Source organism: Anabaena sp. CCY 9613, from assembly GCF_963920895.1.
Taxonomy (GTDB): domain Bacteria; phylum Cyanobacteriota; class Cyanobacteriia; order Cyanobacteriales; family Nostocaceae; genus Cyanocohniella.
The window spans coordinates 139,635-154,336 of sequence record NZ_CAWUDE010000012.1 but is presented as its reverse complement, the minus strand read 5'-3'; the positions used below and the strand labels follow the sequence as shown (position 1 = coordinate 154,336).

The 14,702-nt window shown below is 42.4% G+C and carries 11 protein-coding genes; 2 read left to right on the top strand and 9 right to left on the bottom strand.

Annotated features, from left to right (window positions below; translation table 11 throughout):
* Positions 1–36: 36 nt before the first annotated feature.
* Positions 37–822, bottom strand: coding sequence for a tryptophan-rich sensory protein (locus tag ACM0OT_RS15730; RefSeq protein WP_414565289.1), 786 nt, complete (start codon positions 820–822; stop codon positions 37–39).
* Positions 823–1,036: 214 nt separating this feature from the next.
* On the opposite strand from ACM0OT_RS15730, the gene ACM0OT_RS15725 reads away from it, so the two are divergent.
* Positions 1,037–1,990, top strand: a complete 954-nt coding sequence (locus ACM0OT_RS15725; protein ID WP_414565288.1) for an aldo/keto reductase — start codon at positions 1,037–1,039, stop codon at positions 1,988–1,990.
* A gap of 48 nt (positions 1,991–2,038) precedes the next feature.
* On the opposite strand, the gene ACM0OT_RS15720 is transcribed toward ACM0OT_RS15725, so the two are convergent.
* From ACM0OT_RS15720 to purC, 7 genes are all read right to left on the bottom strand, one after another.
* On the bottom strand, positions 2,039–3,313 hold the full coding sequence (locus ACM0OT_RS15720) for a DNA cytosine methyltransferase (protein WP_414565287.1): 1,275 nt from the start codon (positions 3,311–3,313) through the stop codon (positions 2,039–2,041).
* A gap of 55 nt (positions 3,314–3,368) precedes the next feature.
* Positions 3,369–4,544 carry a lipid-A-disaccharide synthase gene (gene lpxB, locus ACM0OT_RS15715; RefSeq protein WP_414565286.1) on the bottom strand — a complete coding sequence of 392 codons (1,176 nt, stop codon included), beginning with the start codon at positions 4,542–4,544 and terminating at the stop codon, positions 3,369–3,371.
* A 144-nt stretch (positions 4,545–4,688) separates the two neighbouring features.
* Positions 4,689–5,507 carry an acyl-ACP--UDP-N-acetylglucosamine O-acyltransferase gene (gene lpxA / locus ACM0OT_RS15710; RefSeq protein WP_414565285.1) on the bottom strand — a complete coding sequence of 273 codons (819 nt, stop codon included), beginning with the start codon at positions 5,505–5,507 and terminating at the stop codon, positions 4,689–4,691.
* A gap of 204 nt (positions 5,508–5,711) precedes the next feature.
* Positions 5,712–6,224, bottom strand: a complete 513-nt coding sequence (gene fabZ / locus ACM0OT_RS15705) for a 3-hydroxyacyl-ACP dehydratase FabZ (protein ID WP_414546412.1) — start codon at positions 6,222–6,224, stop codon at positions 5,712–5,714.
* Between the two features lie 219 nt (positions 6,225–6,443).
* Positions 6,444–7,280, bottom strand: coding sequence for a UDP-3-O-acyl-N-acetylglucosamine deacetylase (lpxC, locus tag ACM0OT_RS15700; RefSeq protein WP_414565283.1), 837 nt, complete (start codon positions 7,278–7,280; stop codon positions 6,444–6,446).
* Positions 7,281–7,517: 237 nt separating this feature from the next.
* Positions 7,518–10,139 (bottom strand): BamA/TamA family outer membrane protein, encoded by a 2,622-nt coding sequence (locus ACM0OT_RS15695; protein ID WP_414565281.1) that lies wholly within the window; start codon positions 10,137–10,139, stop codon positions 7,518–7,520.
* Between the two features lie 164 nt (positions 10,140–10,303).
* Complete coding sequence (gene purC / locus ACM0OT_RS15690; RefSeq protein WP_414565280.1) at positions 10,304–11,041, bottom strand: phosphoribosylaminoimidazolesuccinocarboxamide synthase; 738 nt, start codon at positions 11,039–11,041, stop codon at positions 10,304–10,306.
* Between the two features lie 656 nt (positions 11,042–11,697).
* On the opposite strand from purC, the gene ACM0OT_RS15685 reads away from it, so the two are divergent.
* On the top strand, positions 11,698–11,973 hold the full coding sequence (locus ACM0OT_RS15685; protein WP_414565279.1) for a hypothetical protein: 276 nt from the start codon (positions 11,698–11,700) through the stop codon (positions 11,971–11,973).
* Between the two features lie 10 nt (positions 11,974–11,983).
* Here ACM0OT_RS15685 and ACM0OT_RS15680 read toward each other — a convergent pair whose 3' ends face one another.
* A complete protein-coding gene (locus ACM0OT_RS15680) occupies positions 11,984–14,560 on the bottom strand; it encodes a GAF domain-containing protein (RefSeq protein ID WP_414565278.1) in 2,577 nt (858 codons plus the stop codon).
* Positions 14,561–14,702: the final 142 nt, after the last annotated feature.

The window sequence follows — 14,702 nt, the reverse complement described above, 5'->3', positions numbered from 1 at the left end:
ATTTTCTAACGTATGACAGGACTCACAACCGAATATTTAAACAGGTGTTGATTTTTGTAAACTTTTCATAGTGATGAGTAAAACCAAAGCCATTGCCAAAATTAATGCTGTGTTCCTCAGTAAAGAAATATTCCAGTGCTTGAGTGCGATCGCCACAACTGCCCATACTGTAACTCCCGTGTAAGCAATATCCCGACGCTGGATCGCAATGATGGCAGCAATTGAGAAAGCCGCAAACAACATGATGACCGCCCATAATTCGGCAGAAATTCCCCACCCATTCCATTCTTGGAAATACAACGCACAAGCGACATTGACAACAGTCGCCACACTAATCCAAGCCAGATAAATACTGATGGGAATATGAGCGCACCACTTCTTGATTTGAGACACACGCTTTTTGCCAATTTCTAACTTCACATAAACACCAATCAGTGATAGCAGAATCAACAACATGGCAATTACAGACAGGGCAAACAATCTAGAAAGAAAAAGGTATACCCAAACACTTTGAGAAATTGATGCAACTACTAGTAGATATCCTGTATTACGAAAGTCTAAATTCTGTCTTTGATTAGGGAGAAACTGATAAATTCCCAACGCAAATAAACCAAGGTAAATCAGCCCCCAAATTGCAAAAGCATAATTGGCAGGAACAATCAGAACATTGTTGAATAAAGTATTAGAAATTTCTCCTATACTCATGCCATTTAAAGGCATAATGTTTGATATTATATTGATTAAAAAAGCACCGATAATTGCCAACAAAGTAGCAACTTGGCGAATAAAATCCCCGGAATTTCTAAATTTTGATTGCTGCATAGAATAACTAACTAACTTATATGATTACTCTATATTCACTCTAGCAACTTCAATAGTCCAAGCCCAAATAAACCTCAAGCGTTAATGAAGAACCTCGAAGCAACATATTAATATCAAGCAAGCAACAGCCCATAGATGGACTATTTTTAGATATCTGAGAGTAATTCTTCTTAGTTAAAATAAGGCAAGAACGGCAAATTCACTGAAGTCAATCATGACAGACAAGCAAACACGGCGCAATTTTTTAATTACCAGTGTTGCTGTTGCTGGCGGTATTACAGCAACTACTGCGTTTCAACAGGCGGCTAAACCAATAGCAACTATGCCAGAACGAGTATTGGGACGCACTGAAGTAAAGTTGCCTATCTTTGGGTTGGGAGGCGCAGGACAAACCCCACTATCGTGGAATGATAGAGAACGTGATGCTGAGGCAATTATTCAAAAAGCTTGGGAATTAGGTATCCGTTACTTTGATACGGCGGCTAGTTATGGCCCTAGTGAAGATTATTTGGGAAAAGTGCTGCCACCTCATCGTTCAAAATTGTTTCTAGCCAGCAAGACAGATAAAAGAGATCGTGATGGTGCATGGAGAGAATTAGAGCGATCGCTTAAACGTCTGAATACAGATTATCTTGATTTATGGCAGTTGCATCATGTATCATTTTCCTCAGAACTCAATACTATTTTTAGTGCATCTGGTGCAATTCAAGCTTTAGAAGAAGCCATACAGCAGAAACTTGTACGGTTCGCAGGTATTACCGGACATCATGACCCAGAAATAATTGCCACAGGACTGCGCCGTTATCCTTTTCACACTACATTGATTCCTGTGAATGCTGCCGACCAACATCACCCACGTCCTTTTCTACCCGTAGTTATGCCAGTAGCGCAAGAAAGGAATGTGGGTGTCATAGCGATGAAAGTCCCGGCTTATGGTCGGTTATTTCAGCCTGGTGGCTTGGCAGGTATGCAACAAGCTTTAGGATACGCCATGTCTCAGCCTGGGGTTCATTGCTGCGTAATTGCGGCAGAAAATGTTTCACAATTAGAAAATAATATCAAGATAGCTCGTGCTTTTCAACCCCTAAGTGAAGAAGAACTCGCTGCGATCGCTCAACAAACAGCTAGTATTTGGCAAGACACCACATTTTTCCGTGCTTGGACATAAAGGAAAGGAGTGGGGAGTGGAGGTAAGACTTTAAACGTCAATTACGAATTACGAATTATAACGTTGTGCTGCTTGCAACATGGTAAGTTGTAATAAGTCCTCCCGTCCCAACTCGTAACGGCAACTGGGCTTAAAAGGTGAAATATTTAAACTACGAATAATCTCTCCTGCTACAGCCTTTGCTAGGAGAGGTGGTACAGAATTACCAACTTGGCGGAAACCGTGCCATTTGGTGACATGAAATCTAAACCAGTCAGGATAAGAATGTAATCTCGCCGCTTCTCTGACAGTGATGCAACGGGGAGTAATGGGATGAATCGGTCGAGGAGAAGTAAAAGAACCTCTATATTGATCAGTTCCTGCCCTTAAAGTATTACAAACACCAGCAGGATGTAGTTTATGGAAACGACTAATCAGTTCTCTTTCTCCCTGACTTGTTTTAGCAAACCGTTCAATAGTGGTAGTGGAGTGTTTTGTTCTGAGACTAGAAGTAAGAATGCGAGCATCAAAGGTGCGATCGCCTCCAGGGGGGCGTAGCCCATCGCCTGCATAATCATCTGCTACAGTGCTGATACCGCGAAGTTTCTGGGCATAATCACTAGGCTTGCCATATTCCGCTACTATCCAGTCTTGTGTTAGTAAATCTGAGTAATTTTCAACTTCTGGTAAATCCCCTATTGCTTCCCAAACTGTTGGGCTATGAGGAAGCACAGAAGAATTTTCTGGTTGAGAATCATGTGGAAAAGCTTGTTGAGTAATGGGCTGCGGGTACTTCGGTAACTCTACATCTTCCCTAGCACCCAAAAGAAATAATCTTTCCCGAAACTGGGGAACTCCATAATGGGCTGCATTGAGAACTTGATAATTTTCTACTACTTGATAGCCTTGATTTTGAAACTCGCTAATCAAGTCCGTGAGGATTTTCTTGTGTTTCCCGACTGTAATTCCCCTAACATTTTCCATCACAAAAAACTTGGGTTTTAAGTCTAATACCAATCGGTAAAAGTGAAACACCAAAGAATTGCGCGGATCATCAAAAATCCGTTTACCCATTAAAGAAAAACCTTGACAGGGTGAACCAGAAATTACCACATCAATGTCGCGATCGCCTATTTGTGAATAATGCCGAATTTCTGCCCCAGATGTATCCTCAACACTTTTACACAACACCGAGCAAAAAGGAAAATTAAACTCATGTGTGGCACAATGAATTGGGTCAATTTCCACAGCAGCCAACACATCAAAGCCAGCCTGTTCAAAGCCAAGTGTCATCCCGCCCGCACCGGCAAATAAATCAACTGCAATCGGCCGTTGTTTTTTCATTGACCATTCCCCCATTACCCCTTATCCCCAGAGGGGGCCCCGAGTTCCCCACTCCCTACTCCCTACTCCCCTCATTTGGTAGCATTTGCAAAATTTCTTGAGCAGCGCGATCGCATACTCCTAATTCTCCCAAAGACTGCCGCATTTCTGCATAGTCTGCCAAGGTTTGCTGACGGCGCTCAGAATTTAGTAGGAGTTCCATCGCTGCTTGGGTAATATTTTCTGGTGTGGCTTGCTCTTGTAAAAATTCTGGCACAATTGCTTTCATGGCCACTAAGTTTGGTGGCGAGGCAAAAACAATGTCACCTTTGAGAACTCTCCGGGCAATCCAAGCGGTAATGGGACTTAAACGGTAAACTACAACTTGCGGTACATCTAATATGGCCAGTTCCAAGTTCACAGTCCCGGATTTGGTAATGGCGAAATCAGCTGCGGCAAATATTTCTTTTTGTTGACCAGATACCACTGTCGCCCGTAAACCGTAACTTTTAACTGCTTCTTCAATGGGCTGTCTGTAAACTTCCAGAGATAGGGGAATCCAAAAATGAACTTCGGGTAATTTAGCTTGAATAGTTTGGGCTGCTTGAAAAATAACTGGTAAAAGATATTTTAATTCTTGGCGACGGGAAGCTGGAAGAAGTGCGATCGCCTTTTGTTCTGGTGGAATCCCTAAATTCGCTCTGGCTACTTCACGGCTGGGAGCGTCTTGCATTCTGTCAATCAAAGGATGACCCACCCAGGTAACTTGTGCGCCATTTTCACTAAAATAACGGGCTTCTTCTGGGAAAATAGCTAACAGTTTATCTGTAAAACCGACAATCCGGGATGTATTACGCAAATCCATTGTCCAAGCCCACTCTTGGGGAGCAATGTAATAAACCACTGGTATTTGTGGTAAATGCTTTTGCATATAAGTCCCCAGACCCAGATTTGGCCCCATATAGTCAATTAATATTACCAAGTCTGGTGGGTTTTGTTTTAAGAAGGCGATCGCCCGCCTTTGTACCTGAAGAGTAGGCAAAACATAAGGTATGGCTTCTATCAGACCCATAGAACCAATACCACTGGTATTACCCAATAGAGTAGCCCCTGCTTCTGCCATTTTGTCACCACCCAGGGCAACAATTTCCAATTGCAAATTCATAGCCGTTGCTTGACGCTTAATCGCCGTAATCAGCAACGACCCTTGTAAATCACCAGCTACCTCGCCAGTGCTGATAAATATCCGCATTTGATAATTAATAACTCGTAAAAATTCAGAAGTTAGGAGAAAAATTATATAAAACTAGCCTGCTGAGGCTACCTCCCCTCCGGGAAGACGCTACGCGTCATGTTTGTATCGCCCCAGGCTTCTAGCCTGAGGACGTTAATGTGCTTAAGAATCATCACTCGCGCCTGGTTTGCCCCTTCCTGGAATCAAGCCGCGTCTTCCTGGCATTTGAGAAAGCAGGATGAAACGACGCAAGTTTTGTAATTGTTCAGTTTCTCCCAGTTTTTCGAGCTGTTCCAAAGCATCCTTAAAAGTTAAGCCAGACCGATAGAGAATCCGGAATGCTTTTTTGAGGGTTTGCAGATCGGTCGAGTTCATTCCCGAACGTTTGAGTCCCACCAAATTCAAGGTACGTACCCGTGCCGGATTTCCTTCCACTAACATATAAGGAGGTACATCTCTGTCAATTCGTGCCATACCCCCGACCATTGCGTGTTGACCAATACGTACAAATTGATGCACACCCAGAACACCGCCCAGCCTGGCCCGTGACTCTATATGGACATGACCAGCCAAGGCTACTGAGTTAGGGATGATTACGTGGTCTTCAATTATGCAATTATGAGCTACGTGTACATAAGCCATCAATAAATTATTGTTGCCAATCACCGTAGCTTCACCAGCACCAGTGGCCCGGTTAATGGTGACATACTCCCGAATTGAGTTATTATCACCAATTTTTACCCAGGTAGGTTCTCCCACAAACTTGAGATCCTGGGGTTCCATGCCGATAGCTGCACCTGGAAAAATTTGATTTCGCGCCCCAATTTCACAAGGCCCTTCTAGCACTACATGAGCGCCAATAATTGTTTCCGGGCCGACTTTGACATGCGCTCCAATCACAGCATAGGCACCGACTTGCACTGTTGGGTGGAGTTCCGATTTTGGATGAATTACAGCAGTTGGATGAATAAGCGTCTTCAAGGGTGAATCTCCAGAACTTTTTTAAGTGCTGAGTGTGTAAGTATTCAGTGGCCGAAAGTGTCGAGCAAAACAGGTTATGTGTGAGGGTGGCGAAAATCAAGAAATTATAAAATGCTGTTGTAGGTTGTTTTTTTACTGCTATCCTAGTTCAAGATTCAGTAAGAGTAAATACACAGCTTTACCCAATACCACCACAGCAGATCTTTAGTTAATTAAAGAAAACATTAATTCGCCTTCAGCAGCGAGTTGACCGTCAACCTCGGCACGGGCCTGCACTTTACCGAAACGACGTTGTTTTATCCATAACAGTTCCACCGTCATTATTAGCTGATCACCGGGAACTACTTGGCGACGGAAACGGACTTTATCGATACCGGCAAAAACGAATAATCCTTCCTCATATCCAGGTAATTGCTTCAAAATAATCCCCCCTACCTGTGCCATTGCCTCAACAATTAGCACTCCTGGCATCAGTGGTCTTTCTGGAAAATGTCCTTGAAACTGAGGTTCGTTTACAGTAACATTTTTTACGCCTATAGCCATTTTTCCTGGCACATAGTCAATTATTTTATCTACAAGTAAAAATGGGTAACGGTGGGGCAACAATTGCTGAATTTCTTCCGATGACAATGTTGTTTTAATTTCATTAATAGGCTGTGGTTCAGTAGATGCAGTTGCAGTAGTATCGGTACTATTCACTTTAGTGATGGTTGTCATGATCTGTGTGATTAATTTTCAATCTGGAACTTAAAAAGTACTTGCGAGCATAAAGGGAGTAGGGAAAAAGTTTTTGTCTTTTCTTTTGTTTCTCTTAATTTGTGTTCTTTGAAACCTATCCCTACGGATGCTTCGCGAATGTGGTTTGTTATTTCTCCCCTGATCATTAATGCGATTAACTAGTAAGCAGGCATTCAAAGCTTTGAGAGAATTTGGATTTTAGACTTGAACTAATCCCAACTCCAAAATTTTCTCAGCCAATTGAATGTGTAAATTATGACTAGCCTTATACGCCAAGAAATGAGCCTGAGGAAAATTACCTAGTAAACTCAAATCTCCTACTAAATCCAAAATTTTATGACGAACTGGCTCATTTGCAAATCTTAATGGTGGATTTAACCAACCATCAGGCCCGCAAACAAGTGCATTTTCTAAGCTACCACCTTTAATTAACCCAGTTTTTTGTAAATATTCAATTTGGTGAAGTAACCCAAAAGTCCTAGCAGGAGCAATTTCTTCAGCAAAACTAGCAGTCGGTGACCAACTATGCCATTGGTTACCAATAGCTGACAGTTCAAAATCAATCCCGTAACTAAAACGAGTTTCCGGTGCTGGGAGGGCACAGACAAAAGCATCTTCGTGATAAATCCATATCGGCTCTTTCACCGCCAAAGAAACTTGGTTGCTTTTGGGTTGAGATACCAAGCCTACTTGACTAATACTGTCCGTCCAAATTTTGGCAGAACCGTCTAATAGTGGTAATTCTGGGCCATCAATTTCAATTCTGGCATTATCTACACCCATACCCATCAGTGCTGCCAACAAATGCTCAACTGTACGAACACTGGCTTCACCTTTACCCAACTGAGTCGAAAGTACAGTTTGACTGACTGCGGCAACTTGGGCTGGAATGATGGGTAAATCTGGCAAATCCACTCTGACAAAGTAGCGCCCACTGTCTACCTCAGCTGGCAGTATCCGGACATGAGTACTCACACCACTATGCAGTCCCATTCCAGTTTGGGTGATTTCCGCTGCTATAGTGTGCTGTTGCATGAGCAAGAAATTAATATATTTTGATTTGTATTATTCATGTAAATTTTTGGCAAAGACCCTGATGTATCCTCTAAATGTTACTGATCGCTTTATTGGATCAGTATTCAGGGAAACGTAAAAATTAGCAAGTACTTATATCATTTTGGCAGGGAATGGGGATTGGGGAGATGAGAGAGATGAAGAAGATGAGGGAGATGAAAAACCTATATTATTCTCTCCCTGCTCCCCTGCTTCTTCTTAGAACCTTTCACCAATACCAAAATTGATGCGGCTATCACCATCGTCATTGATACCATAGTCAATACGAATGGGGCCTAGTGGGGATTGCACACGTACACCTAGTCCATAGCCATAGCCTGTACCATTTTTGTTCAATACTTCAGCTGGTCTAGTTGTAGTTCCCAAATCACTGCCAACATCAAAAAACAATGCACCGCTGACTACGGAGAAAACTGGGAAGCGATACTCAACTGATGCTTGGACATAACTGCGTCCACTAGTTAGTGCGCCTTCTTCATAACCCCGTACAGAGTTACTGCCACCAATGGTAAAAGCTTCATAAGGAGGCAAGTCACCCAGAACTGTGCCACCTTGTAGGTTAAAAGCTAAAGTTTGTGCGCCTGGGGCGAAGTTAGTCAAGTTTACAGGTACGTATTGGCTATAACTACCACGGAGTCGAGTGAGAAAAATACTACCTAATCCCACTGGTACAGATTGATCAACGCCAAAGCGCAGAAAGGAACCTGTGGTAGGTTGCAAGGGGTTATTACGGAGGTCGCGTTGTGCCCCTAGTTGTACTAGTAACAAATCGTCTTCACCTTGCCCAGAGAAGCTGAGTGGAACGGGTTCGCCGACTGTTTGTCCATCACGAAGGACAATTCCTTCTGGTCTGACGTTGCCATCAGCATCGCGGGTAGAAATTCGTTGATATTGCAACCCGGCTGAAGCCGTCCATTCTGATCTTTCGTAGGGATTGGGAGACAAAGGACGGGTAAAAGTGACACCACCGCCTAAACGGAGAACACGGGGGCGATCGCCTTCACCTTCACCATCTGTGTCTCCGACTTGAAATGTCCTAATGTCACCATCTTGTCCATCAAAAATTAAGGAAATGGAACTGCGGCGAAACAAATTAGTTGTGTAAGAGGTGCGGTATGGATCTCCTGCGATCCAGGGGTCGGTAAATCGGAGGTCAAACAGCAGTTCTCTTTGTCCTACTTGTACTTCTGCTCCCAGTCGTTGGTTCCTTCCTGCCAAGTTTTGCTGTTGATAACTGACGGTACCAAATAAGCCACTGGCAGAACTAATACCAGCCCCAGCAGCAATAGAACCTGTACTGCGTTCAGCGACATTCACTACTACATCTACCTGACTAGGGTCACTACCAGGGTCAAGGGAGACATTCACATCTTCAAATAGCCCCAATCCAAATACCCGTTGTAAATCTCTTTGCACTACGTCACGGTTAAATACTTGTCCTGGCTGTAACTGCAATTCTCGAGTAATGATATATTCCTGTGTCCGACCTCGGATTGGTTTTCCTGTTTCGTCTGTTTCTTGACCTTCTCTATCACGAAACCGCACTCTCACATTCTCTACTACGCCTTCAGCTACTTGCAGGGTAACAACGCCGGTTTCTGAAACTTGTGGCGAACCAATAACGTTTGCGAGGACGTAACCTTGATCTTGATATCGCTGGGTTAACTGTTTGATGCCTTCTTGCAATTCCCGCAGGTTGAGGATTCTGCCATATTGCGCCTGAAAAACTTCATCTACAGTGCTAGGAGCCAGTACCGAGTCTACATCAGTGCCAGGATTGGCTTGTATTTCTACCCTTGTCAGTACTGGGTTTGGTTGGACGATAAAACTCACCCTTACACCCAGTGGTGTATCTTCAGGTACTGCCTGAACATTAGCAAAGAAGCCAGTGCCAAAGATGGCATTAATATCTTGTTGTAATTGGGTGCGGGTTGTGACTCGGCCTGGTTGGGTACGAATTACGTTGTAAACTTGGTTTTCCAATTCCGGTGTTAGTTGCCCTGTCTCTGGTCTGACTACTACTTCTGACACCAGCACCCGTGGTTCGGTATCATCTGAAGCGCCGTTGGGAGTATCTAACTGCTGACCTGGAGTTGTGCCCGGTACCTGTTGCTGGGTTGAGGGGGGTGTAACATCGGGAACCGTGTCTGGCTGCTGACCTGGAGTTGTGCCTGGAGTTGTGGCAGGTGCTTGTTGCGTGGTTGGGGGAGGTGTAATACCGGGAACCGACTCTGGCTGTTGACCTGGAGTTGTGCCCGGTACCTGTTGCTGGGTTGGGGGGGGTGTAATATCGGGAACCGAGTTTGGCTGTTGAGTAACAAGGTTAGGGTTTGTTTTGGAGATTGGGGCAATTACTTGTGTTGTCAAGGTGGGTAATATCACCTCTGATTGCTGCTTCTCGGCTGAATTAGCAGGGAAAGCCGCAACTTCAGAAGATACAGGTTGCTTGAGACTTTCACTTGTCAGTTCTGGACTTACATCTGGCACCACAACATGGGAAGTTGGGACCACTGTTGGCGTGGTCACAGTAGGCAATATCACCTCTGATTGTTGTTTCTCGGCTGAATTAGCCGGAAAAACTGCAACTACAGAAGTTGGAGGTTCTTTAATGACTACAAAATCTGTAGATTTGGAACTAGGTGCTACATGTTCACTGGTTAGTCCTTGATTAGCATCCTTTGCCGACTGCTGATTAATCGCGGGGGTGAAAATTTCGGCTGTCTGTTCTAAACTATGATTACTTTGGGCATTTGCACTGAGCGTGCCGCCTAATGGCGCTGCAATTGCTACAGCTGCTACCCATACGGGAGATAAACGCATTCTATTTAAATTCCTCTTCACGTCCACACACCATTTCTAGGCAATTATGCTCTCATGCAAAAAGTAAAGGCAAAAATTGCGTTGTTTGCTGTTGCCTTTTTAAGTTATATGTCACCAGGCAAGAATTAAAAATTTGCCATTTTTATGTAATGGTTTCCATAGATTTAATTTTTGCTTGCTACTGCTTGTAATACTCGTTGTAAAACCTCCTGGTAAGCATCTTCTACATTTCCCAAGTCCCGGCGGAAGCGGTCTTTATCCATTACCCGCAGGTTAGGATCTGCTTCGGCTGTGTTCCACAAACGGCAGGTGTCGGGGCTAATTTCATCGGCCAAGAGCAACTGCTGTTGTGAGTCCAAACCAAATTCTAGTTTGAAGTCTACTAGCGTGATGCCGCACTGCTGCCAAAAGTTTTGGAGAAACTCGTTGACTTGCAATGCTAGATTGGTAATTGCATCTACTTGTTCCGGTGTTGCCAGTTCTAATAACAATAGGCGATCGCGTGTTAATAGTGGATCTCCTAATTCATCATTTTTATAATAGAACTCTACTAAAGGTTGTTTCAGCAGTGTACCCACCGGTAATTTTGTTTGCTGAGATAAACTACCGGCAGCAATGTTTCTCACCACTACTTCTAAGGGAAAAATCTTCACAGCCCTTACCCGCATTTGATGTGGTGCCGGAGAATCAATAAAATGAGTTTTTATCCCCCGTAGTTCTAATTGCTGAAACAATTGGCTAGAAATGCTACAATTAATTTTTCCTTTACCGATAATACTGCCACGCTTTTGGGCATTAAAAGCTGTGGCATCATCTTTAAAGTCAGCTAGCAAGACTTCTGGATCATCCGTTGCATAAAGAATTTTCGCTTTGCCTTCGTAGAGCTTGGAATTAACAGACATGATAAGAGGTAACGTTGTGGGCGAGGGGTAGCTTTTGCCCTTTCGAGCTTAACTATTTTATCTTTAGTTATTCCAGATTAGCCATTGCTCATGAATCGGCTATTAAAAGTGGGGGCAAAAAAATACTTAACATCTAACCTTCGATGGGTGACAGTCACCTTTAAGACATGGTATTTCTTGTGTATTTTTTAATACTTAAATATAAACGTTTTGCCTCAAAATAATCGTAAATATCGTAAAATAAAGAAAGTAATATTACGCAAAGTTTAGTAAGTCTTGATACATTTATTATAATTAGCATTTCATTTTTTATAAAATTTGTTGGCAATTGTAAAAAAACAGACTACCATTTGATGAAATAAATTGGCAAGAGTTACCTAGTATGGGTTAAATGTGCTTGAGTGTAGCATACTCAAGGTAGCAGGCATTTTAGATGGATGATTTTAGATTTGAGAGCAGCTATGGTGGCCTGACTCTCACTGAAAAAACCAATGCAAAATCTAAAATTGGCACCTTTAACTAACTTCTGTATCACCTCTATCATTAAAGATTGTTAAGGCAACTACTCTTACATTTGACGCTAATTTCGCAAATTTAACGTTAAGGGTGGTTAATAATTCAACTTTATATATTAAAACGGGAAGGATATTAAATAAATGGAGAAAAATTTAGTGAACAAAGATAATTTTTTATATCCGCGTGGACGTTACTATGGTCAAGTAAAGCCGGAAAATGTGGTTTTTAATGCAAATTTACAGGAATTTGCTCAACGGGTGAGTTACATCTGTAATTTAGAAACAGGTGGCAAGTTATCGCCGGATGACGCTTACGAACAAATCAAAGTTTTGTGGAAAAACTTGAAAAGAACTAAAAAACAACTACAAATTGGTGAAAATCCCTTTCAAAGTGACGGAAATGAGGCTCAAGACTGAAAAAAACTAGCTATTTTGCCATCAAATCCCAGACACCATCCCAAGACTCTAGAGGTGGTGTCTTTTGGTAGTTATAAGCACGTTCTAGGTGGACATTAACAGCTTGGTCTGTGGGTCGAATATATTGAGCAGCCGTAAAACAAGCGATCGCCTGGGCAAAATTCCGGTCTAAATAAGCCGTACGCCCAGCTTGGTAATGCCATAAAAATTCTTGGGTATTGGCATCTAAATCAGTCGTGCGATCGCCGATTAACTCATAGATGTTGACTGCTTGGTGTTTACCTTTGACGCGAATTTTATCTAACTGGCGCGCCCAGATGCGATCGCTGCATAATTGGTAAGTAAATTCGCTCAAAATAATATCACAGCCATATTCCTTGGTGACTCCTTCCAAACGTGAACTTAAATTTACCCCGTCCCCAATTACGGTGTAATCCATGCGTTTATGGGAGCCAATATTCCCAGAAACTACTTCTCCTGAGCTAATGCCAATACCTATCCGGATTTGAGGCTGCGCTTGGATAATCCGCCGTTGATTAAATTCGTCTAAACGTTGGCGCATATCCAATGCTGACTGCACCGCCCTCCAGGCATGATTTTCTGTCAAAGGTAGTGGCGCACCAAACACCGCCATTAAGGCATCTCCAATAAATTTATCTAGAGTGCCTTCGTAGTTAAATACTGCCTCTACCATTGTTTCAAAATACTGATTCAGCAGCGATACCACCTCAGATGCGCCCAGATTTTCTGTCAGTGTGGTGTAGCCCCGGATATCTGAAAATAAAACAGTGACTTCTTTGCGCTCACCCACCATTAAAGCATCTTCCCCTAATGCCATTACTTGCTCGGCAACATGAGGTGTGAGGTAGCGATACATGGTGCTTTTCATGCGCTTTTCTTGACTAATATCTTCTAGAACCACCAAACCACCCCGGACTCCACCTTCTGGGTTAGTCAGCGGATTCACAGTCAAATTAATGCTCCGTTCTAAGATTTCCACCTGGCTAGAGGTGAAACAATTAAGCTGGGGCGTTAGGGGTTGATTCCAGGGAATGAACACATCGGGGTTAGTGCGATCGCGTACTGCTAAAATTAATTGTTGATTACTCACTCCTGAGTCTTGAGAAGAATTAAGTAATGGGTACAAACCCACTATCAAGTTTTGTTCTGGTACATAATGTTTGGCAGCAGTTTTTAAACTGTCTTCTAAGCGTATTTGTAAATTTTCAATCGGTACAACTTCCCAAACCAAGCGACCAATTAAATTGTGTTCCCACAAAAGCTGATTATTTCTGGTGTTAGCCTTATCTAATGGACAACCTAGCAACACTAAAGCCGCATCATTAATCGTCACAATTTGACCAGCCATATCTGTAGAAATTACAGCATCCGAGAGGCTTTGCAAAATGTCTTTTTGATATTGCTTTTCTAATAATACATTTTCAAATAAGCGCGCATTTTCTAAAGCAATTCCGGCTTGAATATTAAAAGCCCGCATAAACTCTTCATCAGAGGCGGTAAAACTACCTTTTTGCTTATTAATTAATTGTGTAACGCCAATTAATTCATTGGCAGAATTAAACACTGGCAAACATAAAATATTGTGAGTTACATACCCCGTTTTTCTATCTATACTGGGGTCAAAACGAGGATCTTTGTAGGCATCAGGAATATTCAGTGCTTCACCTGTAGAAGCTACATAGCCAGCAATACCACGATTAGCGGGTATCCGAATTTCTATGAAGTTTGTACCATCTGCTGCTGCTGCTACTTTTGTCCAGAGTTGGCCCATTTCTTTACGGTACAAAAATAACGTGCTACGGTCAGCTTGCATTAAAATCCGGGCTTGTTCCATCACCATCTGCAAAGTTGCTTCTAAATCTAAACTTTGCCCTAGTGTTTGCGTTGCCCGTAAAAGAGCCGTTGCACCGCGTTGATTACGAGCTGCTACATAAAAAGACTGACAACTTTCCAGAATAATCCCAATAGAAGCAGCAAAGTCTCGAAAACGCTCCTCATCTTCGTGATTAAACGGAATATCACCAGTTTTATTCGCTAGTTGTACTACTGCGACAGTTTGATTTTTGCTACTAACCACAGGCATACATAACATATTTCGGATTTGGTAGCCCATTTGTTTTTCGAGTTCTGGACTAAACAAAGGGTGAGTAACAGTGTCAGATATATTTAAATATTCACCTGTGCTGACTACATGACCTGGAATGCCGACATTAATGGGAATACGAACTTCTAAAAATTTTTGCGTATTATTTTGAGGAACTTTTGACCACAATTGACCTTTGTCATAGTCAACTAAAAAAATAGCTGAATTTTCCGCTTGGAGAATTTGACCAATTTTAACTGTGATGGCTTCTAGCACCTTTTCTAACATAGTTTCTAGAGCTTCATTATTGATTAACTCAATTGCTCGAAGAAACTGTTGAAATTCAGCGGTGATGAAGTCAAGTAAACAAATAAATTCGTTAACTGGTAGGTCTTTTACACGACCTAATAAAGAATGAATACGATTAACTTGAGTTAATTCAGTTAATGTAGCCAAGACGCTACCAGGATTGGAAGGAGTCATGGGAATGATAAATTTAAAATTTTATTTTTATCTTGATATGTAGCAATCATAATTCATATGAGAAACCCGATTTCTTCAAGAAACCGGGTTATAGTCAACACTATATAATAGGACTTACGCACATTCTACGCATTCTTGGCGT

What these genes read in the sequence shown, in the direction of transcription:
- purC (WP_414565280.1), bottom strand. Translation starts at nt 11,041, where the DNA reads ATGTCTGTTAATTCCAAGCTCTACGAAGGCAAAGCGAAAATTCTTTAT.
- ACM0OT_RS15730 (WP_414565289.1), bottom strand. Translation starts at nt 822, where the DNA reads ATGCAGCAATCAAAATTTAGAAATTCCGGGGATTTTATTCGCCAAGTT.
- lpxC (WP_414565283.1), bottom strand. Translation starts at nt 7,280, where the DNA reads ATGCAACAGCACACTATAGCAGCGGAAATCACCCAAACTGGAATGGGA.
- ACM0OT_RS15695 (WP_414565281.1), bottom strand. Translation starts at nt 10,139, where the DNA reads ATGCGTTTATCTCCCGTATGGGTAGCAGCTGTAGCAATTGCAGCGCCA.
- ACM0OT_RS15720 (WP_414565287.1), bottom strand. Translation starts at nt 3,313, where the DNA reads ATGAAAAAACAACGGCCGATTGCAGTTGATTTATTTGCCGGTGCGGGC.
- ACM0OT_RS15725 (WP_414565288.1), top strand. Translation starts at nt 1,037, where the DNA reads ATGACAGACAAGCAAACACGGCGCAATTTTTTAATTACCAGTGTTGCT.
- lpxB (WP_414565286.1), bottom strand. Translation starts at nt 4,544, where the DNA reads ATGCGGATATTTATCAGCACTGGCGAGGTAGCTGGTGATTTACAAGGG.
- ACM0OT_RS15680 (WP_414565278.1), bottom strand. Translation starts at nt 14,560, where the DNA reads ATGACTCCTTCCAATCCTGGTAGCGTCTTGGCTACATTAACTGAATTA.
- ACM0OT_RS15685 (WP_414565279.1), top strand. Translation starts at nt 11,698, where the DNA reads ATGGAGAAAAATTTAGTGAACAAAGATAATTTTTTATATCCGCGTGGA.
- fabZ (WP_414546412.1), bottom strand. Translation starts at nt 6,224, where the DNA reads ATGACAACCATCACTAAAGTGAATAGTACCGATACTACTGCAACTGCA.